Below are 22,519 nucleotides of genomic sequence, written 5' to 3' on the forward strand. Positions count from 1 at the left end.
CATGAACAGAATCTTCTTACCTATACTTATTATATTAACAGGGATTTCTATTTCAAATGCTCAGGAACTCAGTATACAGGAGTTATGGAATGAAGTTGGCAAGACCTATTCCATTCAGGAAAAGAGATTGAATCGGGAGGTTCAAGAGGAGCAATTAAGAATCAGGAAATCAGAGCGAATCCCAGTAATTTATGGGGATGTAAACTTGCAACGGAATTTGATTATTCCTACCACTCCGGTTCCAGCCATTGCCTTTGATCCCAAAGCAGATGAAGGCGCAATTTTACCATTAAAGTTTTCGACAAAATGGAACTCCAAGGCGGGAATCCAATTAGAATGGGATCTTTTCAATCCTACTAAGCGCAGTCAAAGAAAGGAGGACCAAATAAATCTAGAGAAGGCTAAGGTATCCGAACTACAAGCCAAGCAAGAGTGGAAAATTGATGCGACTTTGGCGTATGCTTCGATTGTTTTAGCGACTGAGCAATATAAAGCCGCATTGGCAGATAGTATTTTATATGCAGAGATTAATAACATCAATAAGGATCGTTATGAAGCAGGTCGACTGAGTTCGTCGGAATATATAGTTTCGCAACAGGAGTTACTTAGAAAACGAATAAATATACATGAGTCGTGGTCCATTTTGGAAGAGGCGAACTTGGAATTAGGTCGATATTATCCGCTAGAGCGTATTTCTGTCTTAAAAAATAACATTGAAGAAATAGTAAGTTTGACTGACTCCATTGAAGAGGAAAATTTCGATCAACAACTTATTAGCTTGGATGAACAGTTAGCTCAAATACAATTGCAAGGAATTAAAAGACAAGCCTTGCCTAGTTTATCTTTTAATGCGTATTATGGAGGTCAATACTTCAGCAACAGTTTTAACATTGTCAATAAGAATTTTTGGTATGGCTATAGTTATGCGAACTTGGGTTTAAAAATTCCTATTTCTGCCTATTTTACAAATTCAGCATCAATACGCCAGGTAGCATTAAATGAGAAGATTTTCAGGAACCAATTGGAAGAAACCAAGGATAGCGATGCAATTGATTTAAAGCAGAAATCGTCAAAAATAATTTCACAAAATAAAAGGATAAAAAGCCTTGAAGAAATCAAGGATCTTGCGGCACAAAATAAGGCTGAAAAATTGGAGTCATACGAAGCTGGTCGGATCCTCTTGACCGAGTTTAACAAGGCGAATAGTGAATATTTAAAAAGTTGCCAGGACCTTTGGCAAGCGAAATATGATTTACTAAAAATTACAATAGAATAAGGATTAATAAGCAATAAGACTGAATTATTGTTAAATATTTTATTATCAATAATTTATTCATAATTTTAAGTGAAACAAATTCTATTTGAATTCATTCAAACCAATAATTATTTATTAACCTATGAGTCCAATTATGAGTATAGTCATCATTGCTATAGTAATCATTGCACTTGCATTTAGCTGGTTTAATGGTAAGACCAATTCCTCTCCGGGAGTTTTTTCCGAAAATGATTATCCATTAATTCCTAATGATAAAGGGATAGTTATAGAGGGGCCTGAATACTCTGAAGTCAAGGCTGCATGTACGGATTTTTGCCGTATGTATAACAAGAACGAATACAGTATTATCATCAAGCTTGTGGGAATAGACCAAAAAACCAGTTTATTATTATTTCCATATGAGATTGATTTCACGAATTATTGTTATTTGGTAAACTATCTAGAATATCCGATCAACCAACATTATCAAGCTACGGTTACAGGCTGGTTGACAGCAAAGAAGATTGATCAATGGATTCATATCAATTCTGTAAACAAAAAAATTATGGTTTATAATGTGAAGGAATTAAATAGAGGGGATGTAGTTTATTATACGAGTATGGATCAGAAGGGTTACATCATAGATTTCCAGAAGAATTCGAATGCTGAGGAGATGGAGAGTCCAATTAAGCGTTATATTTCATGTGAGAAAGATGTTAAGGATTTAAATAATCTAACAGGCGAATTGATTGCATAAAATGTACAAATTGGCAAACTGTCATGTTACAGAATTTTTTGTCAGGTTTAATTTTAGCCATTAAAAAATAAGGGATAAATTGAGGGTTTTAGCTAATTTTTATTGTTACTCAATATTTAAATGTTAAAAATAGTTAAAGGAAATATTAAATTATCTTTCGGCATGGAGATTGATTAATACTTACTAAATTTCATAATTTAGGTTAATAATTGGTTAGTTAAAAACTCCTCAGGCTCCCCGCCTAAGGAGTTTTTTTTATTTTGGCACATCAGCAAATTGTAAGAATTTTTTTAAGTTATTTTTATATTTAGGTTAATTCGAAAAGAAGAAAAACATAAAATTATATTTTCCATGGCAACAATGACAAAGCAAGCTGTATTGGATGAATTAAAATCCTTGGGTTCGGATAAATTAATTGCACAGAATAAAAAGCGAGGTGCTGGAGACAATCAGTTTGGTACCAAAATGGGTGATGTAAGAAAGATTGCGGCAAAGATTAAAAAGGATCAAGCCTTAGGATTAGAATTGTGGGCTACAGGAAATATGGAGGCGAGATGTGTGGCTATCCTTATTTTAGACCCGAAACAACTGAATAATGAGCAATTAACAGCCATGGTATCATCGGAGAACTTTGCCAATGTTATCGATTGGTTGTATAGTTATATAATAAAGGACTATCGGGATAAGCAAACTTTGCGTAAAGAGTGGGAACATGCGGATAATTTGATGTTACAACGCTTAGCATGGAGTCTAATAGCTGGTAATCTAACTCGTCAACCAGAGTTAGAGGATATTCCAAAATTGTTAACTTATATAGAAAAACATTTAAAGTCGGCTCCAGCAGAGGTGCAGTGGACAATGAATAGTGCTTTGGTTCAAATTGGAATAAACCATCCATCTTATCGAGACAAAGCTTTAGAAATTGGAAATAGATTGGAAGTATACAAAGATTATCCGGTTTCAAAGGGTTGTACCTCCCCTTTTGCTCCGATTTGGATTGATTATTTTGTTAAAAGAGAAAAATAATTAGATTAAATAATTTAATATATTATTAACAACAAATTAACAAAAACACTATCAAATAGCTGATTTATTAATATTGAATCAGCTATTTGTTTTTAAAAAATTAAATATGTAGAAATTTTTTTTATATTTATTTCAATTTACCGTTGCGACATTAACTATTGTTGGAATAAATCTAAGATATGATATTAAGATTCAATACGTTACGTTTATTTTGCTTTATTATACCCGTTTTAATTGGGTTTCCCAGTATCCAATCATGTGGTCCTAAAGAAATTGAGCAAGTAAAGCCAGATCCAAAACCTACTCCAGATCCAGATCCAGATCCAGAACCTGAGCCTCCCAAAAAGCCAAAATCAGTTTTATATCAATACTCGTCGGAGAAGAATGCTGAATTCAGGGAGTTTCACAATGGCAATTCTGTAAAGGATTTAAAGGAAAGTGATGTAAAAGTACATTTCGGAAACCGTGTTACATATTTTAAAATGGATTCTATTTTGGTCAAGGAAGATTCCATGTTTGTTTATCGGAGCAAGATACCAGATGAATCTTACCAAATCAAGTGGAACGAAGATGAATTACAGACCTATGACGCAAGTTCAAAGACCTGGAAAACCTGGGCCACAAGAAATACAGACTCGACATTAAATGTGGAGATTAGTTTTTATAAGAAAAGTCTAAATAACAAACTGCACAGTAATCTGAGTATTGGGCAACAATACGCTTTGACTGATTATACTATTTTCTTAGATAAAGATGGTACAAACAGTTCAAAATTGATTTGGTTAAGGAGAAATTTTGTATTCAATCCAATAAAGAAATAGGTTATGAGATTAGGAATAATATTGGTACTAATTAGTTTAACAATTAGCAGTCAACTAATAGGGCAACAAAAGTCTACGAAAATCTACAGCAAAAATCCTGATGAGATATTCTTAGGGGCAATTATCAGTAAAAAATCAATAAATACGGAGAAGCATGAGTTTGTTAAAATGAAAACCAATCAGAAACTACAAGCTATATCTTCGACCTTTAAATATGAATATCCTGCGATCATTCCGAGCAAGTCGAATATGAATAAAATCATAATTGATGAGTTCAATTCGGCAGGTCTTCCAACTACCACTCCGGGAGGGGCAGTTTTTTCACTTTGGTCCATACAATCAATTAATGAATTAAACATTCGATTCGGCCAGAAGATGGATTTTTCTAAATGGTTTGGATTGGACCCCAAAGCCAAGATGGCCAAGTCAAATATTTTGATTGAGTATGAAATTCCATTATTTGATTTATATCTAGATCTTTTTACTGATGCAATCAATAACTATGTACAAGAAATTAAGGCTTTAAAAAATGATGATTTAATTTATGTTTCAAACATAAGTTGGGGTCGCAAGGCTTTAATTTTGGTACAATCTGATTTTGATGAGAACAAGGTAAAACCCGCCTTATACAACTATCTAGATAACAAGGCGTTAACAGAGGAGCAATCGATTATTTTAGAAACGGCCTCTATTTCCTATAATATATTTGATGATACCAAATTGGAGCTCACAGATCCAAATCCATTAAAAACGGTAATAAGCTATATTACTGCCCCAATTACAAAGGATAATTATGGTGGAATTTTATATTTCTTTGGTAGTGAGTTAGATGGAGCTTGGTTTGAAAACAGCTTTTAAGATGCTGATTTTTTACCAAATTCAACTTTTTTGATGACGGGAATTCCAAACAATCCATTTGATAAGTGGATATCTAAAGAATCTGGGTGGGACGTTTGTTTTCTAATATCTTCTGAAAGTCCAATCCTCTTGTGGCAATTTGCTGAGAACTCAGCTTTTACAACTTTGGGAGCTTCAAGATGATGGTCCTGGGAAATTAAAAGTTTATTGATCTTACATTTTACTTTATAGGTATTTACCTGAGTAACTGGAGAACATAGGAAATAATTCAAGGACAAGAACAAAAAAGTCAGGTAGGAACCTGAAATTATGATGCTATAAAATAAAGCTTCAAATTTTCCCGTATTTTTAAACAATCGTGTTTTTCTAAAAATGAAAAAGGCCAATAGACCGATCAGAAAGAAGATTACTATAATATTAAGCGGGATTAAAGTTTTTTCAAAAAGGAAGTAATTAAAAATATTCAGGACAAAAATTGAAAGGAACAATTTGTCAAGCAAAGTAATTTTGTGATTGCTAGTAAGTTTCATATTTATCCTAAAACGTTGATTTTAGAGATGCGAATATACTAAATTCAAAGATGTAAGTATAATTTATTGTAATAGTATATTTCCAAACCTTCATTTAACAATTATTAAAATAATAAAAGAATTAAAACTTTTTAGCAACTTCATTTTCTCAATAATTAATTTTAGTATATTTGCAATTGATATCTCAAACTGGATTTTAGAATTCCTGAGCTCAAATTATTTAAATGGTTTGAACGTATTTTATTGATTGATTTTTATGGTTATTATCGTATTCTTTGGAGTAATTATATTTTTATATAGCGCAGTTATCTTCACAAACTGGTATGTGACTGGAGATTATCGATTAATGCATTATTTATATAAAATTTGGATATCAGCAATTGCCTTTATTTCTATTTACTACTACTATCTTTACCCTTAATTTATGCTAATAAGCATAGTTTTCACCAATTGACATTTGGTTTCAGGGATTTAAAATCAACTAATTGAATTCCTAAATTTTGGATTTTTTCTTTAATTCGGGGGTCCAGAAGGATTTTAGTGACATCACTCCTATCTTCACGCACATTTCTATAGCCTTCATGGCCTACATTTTCCATTTCACTGACATCCAATCCAGGGTGTTCTACAAACAAATAGGTTTTTCCATCTTTCAATACATCCAAAGCAGCAAGGAAAGCAATGATTTTATCTTCGACAGAGGCTTTACTTTTTAGGTCTAGGTTAGGAAACATTTCAAAAATATAATCTTGGTCTTGAGGTAAATTGTATTCTTTAGAAAGTTTTTCGACCATTTTTTTAACCTGCGGGTTCCAATTTCCGGACCCCATATGGGTGGAGATATGCGATATTCTAGGGATCATTTTTCTAGCTAATTCAATTTGAGCTCTAAATTCTTTTTCAATATCCTCCAACTTCCATTGATGTTCTTGAATTGAAGCATTAGGAGCATCTTTATTTGGATAAATAAAGGAGTAGAAATTTCCATATTCATCCACAATGCTTTTTGCGGGGGTCAAGGGTCTCCATTTACAATTTTCCCATTCACTGGTAATCATTAAGTGAACACCTACATCAAGATTAGGATTTTCTTCAAGCATTTTTACAGCTTCCACTGCCCAAGGACAATTTACCATCAATTCAACGGAGGTTGTAATTCCATTTTTATAAGTTTCAATAATAGCTTGATTCGCTGCGTTGAATGACCCTATATCATCGGACCTGATAATTAATTTGGGTGAATTTTGCCCAAATACAGGATTGAATAGACTTATTAACGAAAGAAGAAAAAGAGAATAGGATACTCGTAAAAAATAATTCAGCATAAAAATAGTTTGAAGTTTGATTCTAATCCCTCTACTAATCAACTGATTAATAGGTTTATAAATAAATCTAAAAAAAACTGCTAAGATGTGAAAGAGTTTTCCGTATTCAATATAGAAACTTAAATCATGATAAACCAAGCAGTATATATTGCGCAACTAATAAAGAAGTTGTTTGATGAATCTATTACAGATCAGGAGAAATCGGAACTGAATAAATGGGTTGAACAACATCCAAAACGCAAGCAATTTATCGAGGAGTTGAATCAGCATGACCAATTGTTTGAAGAAGCCTTACAATGGATCGAGTTAGAGAATCAGGATCAGGAAAATTGGATAAATAAATTATCTGACAGGACTTTTGAAAAGATTCATGCTCTTTCTGATAAAAAGGTTCTGAAAACAAAAAAGAAGAGATATTGGATATGGTTCGCTGCAGCATCGATAATAATAGTTTTGTTTTTTGTTTGGAATATCCATCATAAAGAGGAGATAAAAATAAAAAATCAAATTGCTTTGACGCAGGTCTTACCTGGAAAATATCAGGCAACTCTTACACTACCCCAAGGAGAACAGATTGCTTTGAGTGAGAAGAAAGATATGTTGGTCATCCATGCAGATAATAAGCTTAGTTATGCTGATGGGGAATTAATTGCTGATTTATCGACTATTAGTAAAAAGGAAGAACAAATTCGGATAGAGATTCCCCGAGCAGGTCATTATAAAGTTCAGTTGGCGGATGGCAGCCAAATATGGTTAAATTCTGAAAGTAGGATAGAATTTCCGTTATCCTTTATTGATAAGCGAGAGGTTACCTTAGTTGGTGAGGCTTATTTTCAGGTTGCAAAGATACAGGACGATCTTGGGCATAGGCGAACTTTCCGAGTAAAAAGTGAGCAACAACAAATTGAGGTCACTGGAACAGAGTTTAATGTATATGCTTTTCCATCAGAAGAAATAAAGACCACCTTAGTTGAAGGCAAGGTCAATGTTCATTCGCCATTTCAAACTATTTCATTGGTTCCCAATGAGCAGAGCAGGTTTAAAAATGGGGCTTTAGAAAAGTCTAGTATTGATGTTTCGAGTGAAATAGCTTGGAAAGACAATATGTTTTATTTTGATGAAACGACTTTGCAAGGGGCGATGAAACAATTAAGCCGATGGTATAACTTGGAAATCGTCTACTTGGAGGGTATCCCTGACACCTATTTCTACGGTCAATTTAGTCGGGATCAGCCATTGCAGGATTTACTCAAAATATTGGAAGAAGCGGGGGTAAAATTTGATTTTGAGTCAAAGGATAACAAAAACTACCTTATCGTCCTTCCGCAGTTTGAAAAAGAGTCATAGAGATTCAATATAACCTAATTAATAATTCTAACTATTTAAATCATGAAATACTTAAATGATGGATTTGGCTTTCTGAAGCCATACAAAAAAATGAGGTGGATAAAGAAGCGGAGTTGGTTAGTAATCTGCATAATGCTTGTTTTCAGTTTAAGATTATTTGCAAGTAGTTATGGTCAATCAATTTCCATCCACGTGAAGGAAGTTCCGTTGATTGAAGTCATGAAAACCATTCAAAATCAAACCGGCCACTCCTATTTTCTTAATGGCAAAGATCTAGCAAATTTAAAAGTCAGTGCGGCATTGAACAATGCAGATTTAAAGACTACGATGGGTGCATTGTTAAAGGGAAAACCGGCGACATGGTCCATGAAAGGGAAAACTATTATTATCCGGAAGATCAATTCAAATAGCAAAGAGACAAGGTCCGAAAGTTTAGAAACTAGTGTTGAAGCAAAACAACAGACAGTTTCGGGAAAAGTAACGGATAGCCAAGGTAATGCTTTGATAGGTGTGACCGTGAAAGTTGTAAACAGCAACATTGCCACCTCTACAAATGAAAATGGTGAGTATGAATTGACTATTCCAGCGGAAGCAACTTCGTTAAGTTTTTCCTTATTGGGGTTTCAAGTTGAGGAGGTTTTATTAGAGGGTCGATCAGTTGTCAATGTCAGTTTGAAGGAAGGCTCCAATGATTTAGAGGAAGTCGTTGTTGTCGGTTATGGTACTCAATTGAAAAGAGATTTAACGGGAGCTGTTTCCAAAATTGACGGCGAGGATTTAAAGAATATGCCTATTCGGAATGCGACAGAGGGCTTACAAGGTCAAACCTCGGGGGTTCAAGTTACATCAACTGGAGGAAGTCCAGGCACACCGCCTGCAGTAAGAATTCGCGGTATTGGTACAGTGAATGACAATAACCCATTATATGTGGTCGATGGATTGCCACAGAGTGATATCGGCTGGTTAAATCCGAATGATATCATCAGTATGGAAGTATTGAAGGATGCGTCAGCAACTGCGATTTATGGTTCGAGAGCGGCTAACGGGGTCATTATGGTAACTACTGCCAAAGGTGCGCAACGAGGTAATGAACTTAGCAATCTGATATCATTTGATAGTTATTTAGGGTTTCAAAATCCCATTAAGACTTATGAGATGATGAATGCGAAAGAATTTATGGAGTATAAAAATTTAGCCAATACGAATGCTGGATTAGACCCCTATTTTACAGATCAGGATAAGGCAGATGTTTTGAAATTCTTAAAATCGAATACAGGATCCGAGGAAGGGACAAATTGGTGGAAAGAAATCAACAATAAAGATGCATTGGTTCAGAACTATGACATTGCAATATCGGGTGGCATCAAAGATTTGGCTTATCGTTCAAGTTTTAGTTATATGGATCAAGAAGGGATTATCAGTGGTTCGGATTATGATCGGATGTCTTGGAGGACAAATTTCAATCATAATTTAAGGGAATGGTTGTCTATTTCTGGAAACTTCGGATTGATCAATGAAGGTCGTGGAAATGTGTTAGAGGGCAGTCCAGGATTTAATACGGCATTTATTTCCTTTGTTGCGGATCCAATTTCACAGGTTTACAGAACTGGGCTGAAAGATATTCCTGCATTTTTAAAGGATGGTTTATTTTTAGACAGGATAGATCCCAATAATCCTTGGTCTTCCTATGGTCCAATTTTGATGACGAATAAGGAAAATCCAGTTGCTCAAACGGAGATTTATAAGAACAATCGTTGGAAAGGGATTGCAATCAAAGGAGGTGGAGCTGTGGATATAAAGATAATGCCATGGTTAAAGTTCAGAAGTAGTTTAGGAATTGATCTACAAAGAGGAGTTTCCAATTATTTCTTACCAAAATATTATTTAAATGGGAACCAATTCAACAACGATGCGACAGTTGGAGCTTCGAATTCGTTGACCAATTATTACGTTTGGGAGAATACATTGACCTATGAAAAGGAGATTGAAGACCATAAGATGTCCTTGATGGTTGGTACCTCGGCAGAGCAATGGAAGGGAGAATCTTCAGGAGCATCGCGTCAGGGTTTAGTATCCAATGATCCAAGCCAATGGATTATTAATGCTGGTTCCATCAATCCCCAAGCTTCGGGAACAAAATGGGAGAATGCCTTAAATTCATATTTCGGCAGAGCATTTTATTCCTATAAGAACAGGTATATGGTTACTGCAAATTTACGGTATGATGGTTCTTCCAATTTTGGAGAAGGTCGTAAATGGGGAACATTTCCATCGGTTTCAGCGGGATGGAATTTTTCAGAGGAAGACTTTATGGATGATGTTTCCTGGTTAGATGCAGGTAAGTTGAGATTGAGTTGGGGTATGATAGGAAATCAGAACATTGGTGGTGGAGCCTATTTAACTACCTATTCAGGAAATATGGGTTATTATTTATTTGGCCCCCGCAATCCACAATTAATTGGAGGAAGTAATTACATCGGAAATCCATTGATACAATGGGAACAGACAGAGCAATTAGATATCGGATTAGAATTGGCTTTCTTACAGAACAAGTTACATTTCAATTTTGATTATTATAAGAAAACCACAGATGGGATGTTGTTAAATGTTCCACTACCGGCCTATTTAGGGTTTCCTAATAGTCCGTGGTCTAATGCTGGTGGAGTTCAAAACTCAGGATTGGAATTTGATATATCCTATAAAGACAAGGTTGGAGAATTTGGTTATAGCATTGCAGCCAATGCTTCTACGGTTAAGAATAAGGTTCTTAGTTTAGGAGGTGGTGAGCCAATTACAGGTGGAGGATGGATTTCTTATTCCACTACCATGACTGAAGAAGGCAAACCAATTGGTTATTATTATGGATTTAAGACAGATGGTATTTTCCAGAACCAGGCGGAAGTTGACAATTATTTCCAAGAAGGTGCTAGGCCTGGGGATTTAAAATTTGTGGACTTGAATAATGATCAAGTCATCAACAACTTAGACCGTACGGATATTGGTGATCCTTTTCCAACATTGACTTATGGTTTTAGATTAGGAGCGGATTACAAGGGCTTTGATTTACAGGTTCTTGGACAAGGAACCTATGGCAATGAAATCATGAACATTGCAAAAATAGACATGAAATCTGGTGTTGGTTGGTATAATGCGCCTAAGGATTTGATGACAGAAGCTTGGTCACCGACTAACCCTAGTAATACGCAATTTAAAATCAGTGCTGCAAATCAGAACAACCTTCAAATATCGGACTGGTTGGTTGAGGATGGATCTTACTTAAGGATTAAAAGTATTCAATTGGGTTATACCCTACCTTCTACCCTATTTAAGAATGCTCGGATAGATAGGTTGAGATTATGGGCAGGTGCATATAATCTATTCACCTTCACAAAATACACAGGATTAGATCCAGAAATAGGCAGTGGTTCGCCATTAAATATGGGTGTTGACCAAGGATACTATCCTATTGCAAAGTCGTATATGTTTGGTGTTAATTTTAGCTTTTAAGTCATGAAAAGAAAAATTGTTAAGGCATTGGTGTTATCAGCTTTATTAATACCAATGGGCTGTAAAAAAGATTATTTGGAACGGGATCCCTACGGGATTCTGAACCAGGGAGAATATTTTAAAACGGATGGTGCTGGGTTGAAGTTATTGACCAGTTGCTATATTCCAATGGCAGACTCTTGGGGTTATACGATCAATAAGGTTGCTATTGGGGATGAGGTTGTAGATAATGCCGGTGCTGGGGGTTCAGATCCTGGGGATAGACCACAGACTACAGAAGTTGGAAGAGGAAGGCCATTGGCGTCGAATGCTTTATTGTTTGAAACTTGGGCAAATCGATTCAAGGGCATCGGGAACTGTAATATTGCATTGGCAGGTTTCGAAAAGGAAGGAGCCAATCTTATCCAAGATGGTAAACCAGTATCGGCAGAAACGGTAAAGCGATATATTGCGGAGGTTAAATTTCTCAGAGCATGGTATTATTTTGACTTAGTCACAGTCTTCAAGGAAGTTCCTTTGATTGTTCAGGTTGAAGATCCATCCACACGGAAAGAGAAGGCACCTATTGCGGATTTACGGGGTCAGATTTATAAGGATCTGGATGAGGCGATAGCCGAAGTGAATTTACCACGTGGGTCAGGATTAACGAGTGCCGAAGCTGGCAGGGTAAGTAAGGATGCTGCCTTGGCGTTGAAGGCACGTGCGGCTTTATTTTTTGCAGGTTTGATGGAGCAAAGCATGCTTACGGGCGATGCAAAAGCTGAATACACCTTCGCAAAAAATGCGGCGGCAGATATTGTACAAAAAAGTGGTTTGAGTTTGCTTCCAGATTTTCAGGATTTATTCCGTGGGGACTATCAGGTGGGACCATTTTCAAAAGAGAACATCTTGGGTGTAATGCACAAATACGATCCTGCATTTGGCTTGGGTGGAGATGCCTTTGCAATCATGAATGTAGGACGTAATAATGTTGGTGGTTGGGGTGGTAACACACCTACCAAGGATTTGGCAGCATCATTCCATGCTCAAGATCCGCGAAAGATGTTTACCATTATCAGCCATAATGATATTTTCAAAACAAGTACTGGTGGACAGGAGGTACATAATTACAGAGGCTATTTCAATGATTTTGATTTGCAACAGAGCAGAAAAGCATTTGTTCCGCAACAATATCGCGAAAACAATGATTTGTTGCGTAGTAAATGGCAGCCCTATTGGATTAGGTATTCCGAGGTTCTCTTGGTTTATGCAGAAGCAATTATCAAATCAGGTGGTAATTCAGCCGAAGCCCTTCCCTACTTAAATCAGGTTAGAAAAAGAGCTTTTGTGACCACTTCAAAGGTTGATGATCCGGCAGTGTACAGGCTATTTGGCAAGGATTTAAAACCTATTTCAGAAGCTGAATTTAACAGCAGTTATGCTATAAAAGCTACGGACAATGTTTTGGATGCTATTCGGAAAGAAAGGAGAAATGAGTTAGCCTTAGAAGGATTCAGGTTATATGACTTGATTCGTTGGGGAACATATGCATCTACGATGAAGGCATTTTATGCGAAATATGGTTTTGCGGATAAGGGTCGGGATGCCAGTGAAAAGAGCTGGCCATTTCCAATCCCACAAATAGAAATCGATCGCTCAAATGGTGTATTAATACAAAATTCAAATTATTAATTATGGACAGAAGGAAATTTTTAAAGAACACTGCAACTGTTGCAGGCTTTTCAATTGTATCAAGTAATGTATTAGGTAAAACCTTGGGCTATGTTGCACCAAGTGATAAATTAAATATTGCGGGTATTGGTGTTGGTGGTATGGGCCGGCGTAACCTTGCCAATATGAACACAGAGAATATTGTGGCATTATGTGATGTGGATTGGCGATATGCACAGAAAACATTTGATGATTATCCTAATGCCAAAAAGTTTAAAGATTGGCGTGAGATGTATGATCAGATGGGTGATTCCATAGATGCTGTCATGGTTGCTACACCTGATCATTCCCATGCTGTTGCTACTGCACATGCTATTACTTTAGGAAAGCATTGTTATACGCAGAAGCCATTGACCCACTCTGTTTATGAATCTAGGTTATTAACCAATTTAGCGAAGAAATATAAGGTTGCTACGCAAATGGGGAATCAAGGAAATTCCTTTGATTGGTGTAGACAGATTGCCGAGTGGATTCAGTCTGACGCTATTGGGGAAGTTTATGAGGTTCATTGCTGGACAGACAGACCGATCTGGCCACAGGGATTAATGAAGCCAAATGAAGGGATGTCAGTTCCCGACACCTTGGCTTGGGATTTATTTATTGGTCCTGCTGAAAACAGGCCTTATAATAGTGTTTATACGCCATGGAATTGGCGTGGATGGTGGGATTTTGGAACAGGTGCCCTTGGGGATATGGCCTGTCATATTATGGATCCTATTTATTGGGCCTTGGATTTAAAATATCCAAATAAAGTAAATGGTAGTTCCACTTTGAGCAATCTATATTCGCCTCCTCATGCGCAGATGGTTCAATATACGTTTCCGGCAAGAGGGAAAAAGGGAAAAGTTAATATGCCAGAGGTAAAAGTTTATTGGTATGATGGCGGCTTATTGCCGGAGCGACCATCGGAATTAGCACCTGGGCAAATGATGGGTGATGAAAATGGCGGAATTATTTTCGTAGGGAAGAAAGGTAAGATCATGACCGGTTGTTATGGCATGAATCCTACCCTATTACCTGTTAGTGAAATGGAACATTTCAAGCAGCCGAAGCCCTGGATTCCAAGGATTCCAGGGGGCAATGGAGACATTTGGAATACTAATGCACATGAGCAGGATTGGATTCGTGCAGCGAAAGAATCACCGAATAACAGAAAGGAATCGAGTTCAAATTTCGGCTTCTCCGGACCATTCAATGAAATGGTTGTAATGGGTGTTCTTGCTGTTCGGTTACAGGGATTATATCGGGATCTATTATGGGATGGAGAGAATATGCAATTCACTAATATTAACGAATCAGACAAACTTAAAGTAGTATCGGTGGATGAGTTTAGTGTGTTTGATGGAGATCCAAGGTTCAACAGACAGTTTGTTGAGTTAAATGCGAGAGATGCGGCCAATGAATGGATAAAACATACTTATCATAATGGCTTTAGCCTGCCTGATATGCCAAAAGTTTAAGCTATGAAAAGGACAAATAGAAGAGAATTTATTCATCAGTTAGCTATTGTGGGTGGGACGAGTCTTGCGTTTTCTGTTGCACCTGGCGAAGTATTGGCGAAACAGAAGGTTAAAAAAATCGGCATTATTGGACTGGACACCTCACATAGTGAGATGTTCACGAAGGATATCAATGAAGGCAGTCTTAAAGATCGAGGTTATCGGGTAGTTGCTGCTTATCCACATGGAAGTAAAGATATACCATCGGCATTGGGCATGAAGCAGGGAATCATCGATGCCGTTAAAAAAATGGGGGTCGAAATAGTAGATTCTATTGATTCATTGCTGAAGCAAGTAGATTACATTTTACTGGAATCCAATGATGGTAGAGTGCATTATGAGCAGGCGGAAAAGGTGATAAAGGCCAAGAAGCCAATGTTTATTGATAAGCCAATGGCAGAGAATTTAGAAAAAGTGCAAGCAATTTTTGAATTAGCTGCTAAGAATAATGTTCCAATTTTTTCATCCTCCTCCTTGCGATATGATAATTTGGTTCGGGAGGTGAATGCTGGAAAAATCGGAAAAGTATTAGGAGCTGATGTTTATACGCCTGCCGAAATAGAACCCAACCATATTGATCAAGCATGGTACATGATTCATGGAGTAGAAATGCTATTTTCTGTGATGGGTACAGGTTGCAAAGAGGTATTTAGGGCCTTTCATCCGGATTTTGAACAAGTAGTAGGCATCTGGAATGATGGCAGGATTGGATCTGTAAGAGGAATCAGAAAGGGCGCCTCGGACATTGCAGGGATTGCTTTCGGAGAAACTGGAATATCGCAATTAGGTCCTTTTGCTGGATATGGTCCATTAGTTGCTGAAATTCTCAATTTCTTTGACACAGGAAAAGTCCCAGTCAGCAATGAGGAAACGATTGAAATATTCAGATTTATGGAAGCGGCTCAAAGAAGTAAAACTTCACATCAAGTAGAAAATTTATTCTAACTCAACTCAATAAGGATCGAGCTATTAAGTTAATACTTAATAGCTCACCTTTTTAAAATTAGGTAATCTGATTTTTATAGTTTAAATTTATATGAGTTATATCTATAAACCTATACTAACATCTAACATAAACACTTGAATTTTCCAAATCCACAATTGGCAGCATTAACATCTGGGCAAGAATTTGGTTTAAAACATTACATGAAGGTTCATGGTTCTGCCCTTCGATACTTTGCATTTAGCATTGTTAAGGATAAATCTGTGGCTGAAGAAATAGTTTCAGACTCCTTTGTAAAGCTGTGGACTGGAAGAGAAAAAGTTAGTACAGAGTCTGGAATTAAAGCATTTCTATATATATCCACCAAAAATGCTTGCTTGGACCATATCAACTTATTGAAGAACAAAGTTGTTCATGATTATGAGATATTGGATGAATTGACAAGTCCAAATGAAGATATCTTAACGAAGATGATTCAAATCGAATTGATAAAGTTGATCGTAGAAGAAGTTGAAAAATTACCTAAACAGCAAGCACGCATATTTAAAATGACCTATTTTGAGCAGAAAGAAACGGACGAAATTTGTGATGAATTAGGTTTATCCAGCAGCAGTATTTATTTTGCTCGATCAAAAGCCCTCGCAACCCTAAAGAAGGCGTTCGGTTTCAAAAGAAATCCAAATTTTCAGGAATTCACTTTTATTTTATTTCTTATTTCTGATTTTTTAATGGAAAATTAGTCTTTAGTAATTAAATATAACCTATTATCTTTCATACACTTACATAGCTAATTTTATTTTTTTATTAATAATCTGTAACATTTTATTCAGGATTATATCTAAAAGGAAAAAAACGATTAGTTATGAACTTGAAAAAAATAATAATGGCCATTATCGTAATGGTATTTACGGTAACAACATCCCAATCACAATCCACTGAGTATTCTTTTAAAGTTGAGAAATCTGGCACAGGTAATCAAAATATTATATTTATTCCTGGTTTTGCTTCATCTGGCGATGTATGGAATGATACCAGAGATGCTTTGTCCAAAGATAACACCTGTTATATACTGACCATGTCTGGATTTGCGGGCGTCCCTGCAAAAGGAGATCCTACATTTAAAGGCTGGAGAGATGAAGTCATCAAATACATCAAAAATGAAAACATTCAAGACCCAATCATAATTGGTCATAGTATGGGTGGTGTAATGGCAATGGATATCGCTGCGACAGAACCCACATTAATCAAGAAAATCATTGTTGTGGATGCATTACCTTGCCTTGCAGCCTTGAGTAATCCTAATTTTAAATCAAATCCAAATTTGGATTGTTCTGAAATGGTGAAACAATTTTCATCTGTACCAGATGCACAGTTTGAAGCGATGCAAAAGCAAGCCATGGCTGGAATGACATCAGATAAGGTAAAACAAAAATTAATTTTAGACTGGTCCTTGAAATCAGATAGAAAGATTTTTGCCAAGATGTTTTGCGACTTTAGTAATACTGATTTAAGAGAGGATATTAAAAACATTCAATGTCCAGCTTTGATCCTCTTAGAAAGTGGCTTTAACCAAATTAAGCCAGCTATTGAAAATCAATATTCAAATTTAAAAACTGCAAAACTAATATATGCGGACAATAGTTTACATTTCATCATGTTTGATGCAAAAGATTGGTATTTACAGGAGGTGCAAAATTTTATTAAATAATGGATTTTAACAACATATATGAAGACTATTGGGATAAGATTTTCCGTCTCTGTATGGGTTATGTAAATGATATTGACCAAGCAAAAGATCTAGCCCAAGAAACCTTTATCACTGTTTGGGAGAAGCTATCAACCTTTCGAAATGAAGCAAGCATAGGGACTTGGATATTTCGGATCGCCAGCAATACCTGTTTGAGTCAAATAAAAAGAAATGAGAGGGCCAATAATATTCCAATCATGGAAATTGAGGATAGCCCAAGCAACTCGACCATGGATGATGAGATACAATTGCTATATCAGTTTATTGCGGAGTTGGCAGAATTGGATAGAATCATTATTTCATTGGAATTAGAAGGAATCAAGCAAAGCGAAATATCAAAAATTGTTGGTTTATCGGATGCCAATATCAGGGTTAAAATTCACAGAATCAAAGAAAAATTAATGTCAAAATTCAAGAGTCATGGAAAATAAGGAGATCAACTTATCCAAATTGTGGAAGCAGCAAACCTCTATTTCTCCAGATTTGGAAGACTTGAAACAGAGGCTATCAAAATATAAAAAGGAAAATCTAAAGAAGAGAATTACCTCTAATATTACACTAGGACTTACTATTGTTGTAATATTAGGAATTTGGATTCTGTATGATGCAAATACAATTTTCCCGATGTTAGGCATGTCCTTGATCATTACAGCAATTGGGATTTCGCTTATAAAATTCAATCAGTTCTATAGTTCATTCAAGGATCTCAATAAAAACTTAGAAAATAAAGAATACCTAGAATCCCTATTAGAGATTCAAAAGAAACAAAAGGTTATTCAGACAAGCTTTATGAATATTTACTTTTCTCTTCTAACATTAGGATTGGTATTGTATCTATATGAATTCACTTTGAGAATGGACAAAGTAATGGCTATTGTAGCTTATGGACTTACACTTGGATGGATAGTATTTGTATGGTTTTATCTAAAACCAAAAATGGTAAAAAAGCAGAATTTAAAATTAGAGCAATACATCAACTCCATTCAAAACATCATAAATTCAGAAGATTAGTTATAAAAAAGCCTGCAGAATTACTCTGCAGGCTTTTTTATGTTCAATTGTTATATTAATTCTTTCCGAATAATCGAGCGAAAAATCCTTTTTTCTTCGGTTGGCCATATCCATAACCATATCCATAACCATACCCACCGTATCCATAACCACCATATCCATATCCGTATGAGCTTCCAAATTTGACACCATTCAATAGGATTGCCATATTGGTTAAAGCCGAGGAATCATAGATTTTTTGGATATCTGGTAATTGTCTTCTGTCCATTTTTCCAGCACGTACAACGAAGATTGTAACATCAGTTATTCTATTAACAATATCTGCATCTGCCACAATACCTAGAGGTACATTATCCACAATGATATAATCATAGCGTTCTTTCAATTCATTGATTAGAGTATCTAATCTATCGCTCAAAAGAAGTTCTACCGGATTCGGCGCGATTACACCGATAGGAACAATATCAATTTCGGCATCAGTTCTATCTTTATAGATGATCTCATCTACAGTAATTGCACTATCCGATAAATAATGTGTAACACCGATTGGCATTGGGAATTTGGTAATATTACTTAGCGTACCTTTTCTTAAGTCTAAGTCGACTAAAACAACTTTTTTCTTCAAGAAGGTCATACTTACGCCTAAGTTTATTACTGAGAAGGTTTTACCAGCACCAACATTAAATGAAGTAAAAGTGATAACTTTTTGCTTTTTATCGCCAGAGGACATGAAGCTTAAGTTCGTTCTAAAAATTCTGAATGCTTCCGTAACTTCATCTACTCCTTGCTCCTTGATTACGATTTCACTCTTAGCGCTCTTCATTTCAGTTGAGAATGGAATCTCAGCTAAGAATGGAACACTAACTGCATCTTCAATATCTTTTCTGTTTCTGATTTTTGTATTCAGAAGTAACATTAATAATAAGATGGCAGCAGGAACAGCGATACCTATAGCAACACCTATAGCAACTTTCTTAAACTTACTTGGATAGAACGGTGCATCAGAACCCGATGCGGAATCAATAACACGAATGTTATCATCAGTCATCGCTCTGTTAATAGCATTTTCTTCACGTTTGTTTAATAAGAAGATATAAAGTTCTTCAATAACTTTTTGCTGACGTTCAGCAGATAACATTATTCTTTGTTTAGAAGGAAGGCTACGAGCTTTTCCAATTGCTGCATTTTCTTCATCCTTCATATTACTCATTCTGATTCTAAAACCAGAAATTACGTTGTCAATTGCGCGAGCAATATTTTGTCTTACTTGAGATAAGGCATTATTTAAATCCTGAACAATAGGGTTTTCGGAGCTATTACCACTCATTAAGCGATTTCTTCTCAATAACAAAGTATTGTATTCTGAAATAATATCTTCAATATTATTATCAACTAAGCCCGTGTTGCTTGGGATTAAATCATCTACTCTACTTGGATCACTTAAACGCTGACGCATGATCTCAACCAATTTCATCTGAGTTGCAAGTTCTTTACTAGAGCTTTGATAAGTTCTTGATTCTGTCCAGTACTGTTCTCCTGCAGATTTTACATCTAAACCTTGGTTTTGAGTTTTCATTCCTTCAAGGCTAGATTCAACTGAACTAAGTTCCTTTTCAATAATCACAATTCTATCGTTAATAAAGTCTGCTGTATTATTAGCAACTGTCTTTTTATCTTCAATAGTCATTTGATTATAAACTTCAATCAATTTGGTAACCATATCTTCTGCTCTCAAAGGAGAAGCATCTTCCATGGTCATTTTAAGGATTTCAACATCCTCCATCTGAACGATATCCAAATTCCCTAAGAAATATCCAACCATTGATTCAATTGGACTTTTAGTAATTGTAATATCTTCAGAAAGGTTTACTCTGAATTTCTTATCAGAGTTAGCTGAGATAATTAAATTACCAACTGGAGTTTTGGTTTCTGCATTTAATTTAACAGTAACAGTTTTTTCAGGATCTGTATTGGAGAAATTAGATAATTCAACCTGATTGTTTCCTTTATATTTCAAATTGAAGGAGAACCCAGCGTTAGCAGGAGCATTTACAAAACGAACGATAAATGGTGAAGTTTTGTATAATTCAATTGTACGAAGACCTTCTTCTTTAGTATAAGAAACATCAGCATTCAACAAACTAATGGTATTTCTCATCAATTCTTGAGATCTTAATTGAAGAATCTCTGAATTAACATTTACAATATTATAAAAGTTGTTTGGCCGAGTAATCCTAGAGGCGCTCATAGAATTAGTGGCAGTTTTAATCATTACAGTTTGTTCTTTCTTATATAAGAAAGGAGTTTTGCTATATTGATAGTAATAAAATCCTCCAAAAACTAATATTGATAATAAAAACCATTTCCAGTTCGCCAAAAGATATCTCAAGATATCCAATACATAAAGTGATTGGTCTTGTTTACCTTTTCCTTGAAAAGGTTTGTTCGTTGAATGATTTACCATTAATTCTTAATTTTTATTAAATAATGCCAAAAGGCTAACTCCAAGTGTCAATAATCCAGTTGCAAAACCAATATATCTCCAAGTTAAGTCTTCTCTAGGAGTAGGAACGGCTGAGATTGGTTTTACAAAAACAATATCATTTTGTTTCAAGTGATAGGTTGGTGTTTGAAATAAATTCACATCTTCAATATCACTTGTATACATTTTCATGTTACCATTTTCTTCACGGATAACGGTAATTTCTTTAGTAAGAGCATTTGTTGTTAAACCACCACTACGAGTAATGGCTTCAAGGATTGTAATTTGACCATCAGGTACAGTTAGGATACCAACACCTTTAACCTCACCCATCATCATTATTTTTAGATTTAATAGTTCGATTCTAACTAATGGGGCATTAATTAAATTCTCATTCACCAATCTATCTTTTATATAGTTTTTCAGTTCTTCAGTACTTTTGCCTTCAGCTTTGATTATACCTAGGACTGGAAAATCGATATTTCCATTTCTATCTACCAAATAACCTTTTTCGGTTGGAGCGCCAGTTGTAGAAGTTGAAATTTCTCCTTTATCACCAACATTGTAAATACCACCATCAGGATTGAATGGAGCAGCCAATTCAGGGGTTTTTGAACTGATAATGATACTCAATCTATCATATTTTTGAATCTTTAAGGTTGGAACTTCCTGTACTGGATAGTCGGTACCAGGAATCATGTTTTCAAGGTAAGTTACCTTTTTCGAAACAACGCATGAACTAAGTGTGAACACAGTCAATGCAATAAGGCTGATAATTAATCTATTCATCTTCAAGTTTATTTACTTTTTTAACTTCATTAAAACATAGTATGGCAGCATCTTGATTTGGTAGACAATCTAATTGTCCAATCTCAGAATACTGAATAATTTTTTCTAAAATACTGACCATCGAAGAAAAGATATCTGGATTCCAGCGGATAGCGGTGAAACTTGGTAATAGTGCCAATAAAGATTCAACACCTTTACTTTTCCAATCCATTTTATTTTCCTTTGATTGAGTCAATCTAACGATTGACAATAATTTATATTTTTTATTGATATAACAAGCTGTTTTCCCACTCCAAGGCGTTCCATAAATAAACACCTCCTCTCCTACAACTTTAACGGCTGGGTTATCATCGTTTAACAGCTTGAATCCTGGAATATTATTAATCCATAATCTGCTGTGAGTACTTTTTCCGGTTCCGCTTTTCCCCAAAAATGCGACCGCAAATTTTCCATTTTCTACAACTGAAGAATGGATTAATGCTGTATTATTTGAAAGAACACGTTGGCCAAATGCAACCATAATCATCCAGCTCAGAATATTGGATTCATATAATTCTTGTTTTTTAATATGGATTTTAGAATTTTTAAATTCCTTGTCACTAACCATTCTCCAAACATCCGAATCACTATTATTATTGACTACGGAAGTGATATAATGGGAATCAGTTTCTTCAAACTTGAACCGGTCACCCCATACAATTGAAACATCACTTAATAATTTGGAGTTTGTTAAATCTACATTGGTTGGTTCATTAACAAGCTCAATATTTACATTTGCTACTTGTTGTGAATTTTCTTCTATTTCAAATCCTTGAAATGAAGGCAAACTACTTTTTATATCAATTGAATCATCATAAACAATTCTGATTATATTATCTGCTACTTCGTAGTTTGTTGTTTTCATTTCCTCTA

19 protein-coding genes are annotated in these 22,519 nt (G+C 35.4%); 14 read left to right on the plus strand and 5 right to left on the minus strand.

Annotated features, from left to right (window positions below):
• Position 1: 1 nt before the first annotated feature.
• The 5 genes from PZ892_RS10105 to PZ892_RS10125 all read left to right on the plus strand — a co-directional run bounded on the left by PZ892_RS10105 (position 2) and on the right by PZ892_RS10125 (position 4,717).
• Positions 2-1,276 carry a TolC family protein gene (locus tag PZ892_RS10105; RefSeq protein WP_277711002.1) on the plus strand — a complete coding sequence of 425 codons (1,275 nt, stop codon included), beginning with the start codon at positions 2-4 and terminating at the stop codon, positions 1,274-1,276.
• 133 nt (positions 1,277-1,409) lie between these two features.
• Positions 1,410-2,012, plus strand: coding sequence for a hypothetical protein (locus PZ892_RS10110; RefSeq protein ID WP_277711003.1), 603 nt, complete (start codon positions 1,410-1,412; stop codon positions 2,010-2,012).
• Positions 2,013-2,363: 351 nt separating this feature from the next.
• On the plus strand, positions 2,364-3,038 hold the full coding sequence (locus tag PZ892_RS10115; RefSeq protein ID WP_256962576.1) for a DNA alkylation repair protein: 675 nt from the start codon (positions 2,364-2,366) through the stop codon (positions 3,036-3,038).
• Positions 3,039-3,217: 179 nt separating this feature from the next.
• Positions 3,218-3,859 (plus strand): hypothetical protein, encoded by a 642-nt coding sequence (locus tag PZ892_RS10120; protein WP_277711005.1) that lies wholly within the window; start codon positions 3,218-3,220, stop codon positions 3,857-3,859.
• Positions 3,860-3,862: 3 nt separating this feature from the next.
• Entirely contained in the window at positions 3,863-4,717 is an 855-nt protein-coding gene (locus tag PZ892_RS10125; RefSeq protein WP_277711006.1) for a hypothetical protein, read from the plus strand.
• On the opposite strand, the gene PZ892_RS10130 is transcribed toward PZ892_RS10125, so the two are convergent.
• Positions 4,714-5,073, minus strand: coding sequence for a hypothetical protein (locus PZ892_RS10130; RefSeq protein ID WP_144043738.1), 360 nt, complete (start codon positions 5,071-5,073; stop codon positions 4,714-4,716). The two genes, PZ892_RS10125 and PZ892_RS10130, sit on opposite strands and share 4 nt — an antisense overlap.
• Positions 5,074-5,690: 617 nt before the next feature.
• Positions 5,691-6,572 carry a ChbG/HpnK family deacetylase gene (locus tag PZ892_RS10135; RefSeq protein WP_277711007.1) on the minus strand — a complete coding sequence of 294 codons (882 nt, stop codon included), beginning with the start codon at positions 6,570-6,572 and terminating at the stop codon, positions 5,691-5,693.
• A gap of 126 nt (positions 6,573-6,698) precedes the next feature.
• Between PZ892_RS10135 and PZ892_RS10140 the strand changes: the two genes are divergently transcribed.
• The 9 genes from PZ892_RS10140 (at position 6,699) to PZ892_RS10180 (ending at position 18,336) form a co-directional block, all read left to right on the plus strand.
• Positions 6,699-7,919, plus strand: coding sequence for a FecR family protein (locus tag PZ892_RS10140; RefSeq protein WP_277711008.1), 1,221 nt, complete (start codon positions 6,699-6,701; stop codon positions 7,917-7,919).
• Positions 7,920-7,961: 42 nt separating this feature from the next.
• Positions 7,962-11,426 (plus strand): TonB-dependent receptor, encoded by a 3,465-nt coding sequence (locus PZ892_RS10145; RefSeq protein WP_277711009.1) that lies wholly within the window; start codon positions 7,962-7,964, stop codon positions 11,424-11,426.
• A 3-nt stretch (positions 11,427-11,429) separates the two neighbouring features.
• Positions 11,430-13,097, plus strand: coding sequence for a RagB/SusD family nutrient uptake outer membrane protein (locus PZ892_RS10150; protein ID WP_277711010.1), 1,668 nt, complete (start codon positions 11,430-11,432; stop codon positions 13,095-13,097).
• Positions 13,098-13,099: 2 nt separating this feature from the next.
• Positions 13,100-14,596: a Gfo/Idh/MocA family oxidoreductase gene (locus PZ892_RS10155; protein WP_277711011.1), complete on the plus strand. Its 1,497-nt coding sequence runs from the start codon at positions 13,100-13,102 to the stop codon at positions 14,594-14,596.
• A 3-nt stretch (positions 14,597-14,599) separates the two neighbouring features.
• Complete coding sequence (locus PZ892_RS10160; RefSeq protein WP_277711012.1) at positions 14,600-15,580, plus strand: Gfo/Idh/MocA family oxidoreductase; 981 nt, start codon at positions 14,600-14,602, stop codon at positions 15,578-15,580.
• 135 nt (positions 15,581-15,715) lie between these two features.
• Positions 15,716-16,318: a sigma-70 family RNA polymerase sigma factor gene (locus PZ892_RS10165; protein ID WP_277711013.1), complete on the plus strand. Its 603-nt coding sequence runs from the start codon at positions 15,716-15,718 to the stop codon at positions 16,316-16,318.
• Positions 16,319-16,440: 122 nt separating this feature from the next.
• Positions 16,441-17,286 (plus strand): alpha/beta hydrolase, encoded by an 846-nt coding sequence (locus PZ892_RS10170; protein ID WP_277711014.1) that lies wholly within the window; start codon positions 16,441-16,443, stop codon positions 17,284-17,286.
• Positions 17,286-17,756, plus strand: a complete 471-nt coding sequence (locus PZ892_RS10175) for a sigma-70 family RNA polymerase sigma factor (protein ID WP_277711015.1) — start codon at positions 17,286-17,288, stop codon at positions 17,754-17,756. Before PZ892_RS10170 ends, PZ892_RS10175 begins: the two co-directional genes overlap by 1 nt.
• On the plus strand, positions 17,746-18,336 hold the full coding sequence (locus tag PZ892_RS10180) for a hypothetical protein (RefSeq protein WP_277711016.1): 591 nt from the start codon (positions 17,746-17,748) through the stop codon (positions 18,334-18,336). The genes PZ892_RS10175 and PZ892_RS10180 overlap by 11 nt, the downstream gene beginning before the upstream one ends.
• A gap of 55 nt (positions 18,337-18,391) precedes the next feature.
• On the opposite strand, the gene PZ892_RS10185 is transcribed toward PZ892_RS10180, so the two are convergent.
• From PZ892_RS10185 to PZ892_RS10195, 3 genes are read right to left on the minus strand one after another with little or no spacing between them, the layout of a single operon-like run.
• Positions 18,392-20,800 carry a polysaccharide biosynthesis tyrosine autokinase gene (locus tag PZ892_RS10185; protein ID WP_277711017.1) on the minus strand — a complete coding sequence of 803 codons (2,409 nt, stop codon included), beginning with the start codon at positions 20,798-20,800 and terminating at the stop codon, positions 18,392-18,394.
• A 6-nt stretch (positions 20,801-20,806) separates the two neighbouring features.
• Entirely contained in the window at positions 20,807-21,607 is an 801-nt protein-coding gene (locus PZ892_RS10190) for a polysaccharide biosynthesis/export family protein (RefSeq protein WP_094256699.1), read from the minus strand.
• Positions 21,600-22,511: a hypothetical protein gene (locus tag PZ892_RS10195; RefSeq protein ID WP_277711018.1), complete on the minus strand. Its 912-nt coding sequence runs from the start codon at positions 22,509-22,511 to the stop codon at positions 21,600-21,602. Before PZ892_RS10195 ends, PZ892_RS10190 begins: the two co-directional genes overlap by 8 nt.
• Positions 22,512-22,519: the final 8 nt, after the last annotated feature.

Source organism: Sphingobacterium sp. WM (assembly GCF_029542465.1).
Taxonomy (GTDB): domain Bacteria; phylum Bacteroidota; class Bacteroidia; order Sphingobacteriales; family Sphingobacteriaceae; genus Sphingobacterium; species Sphingobacterium cellulitidis.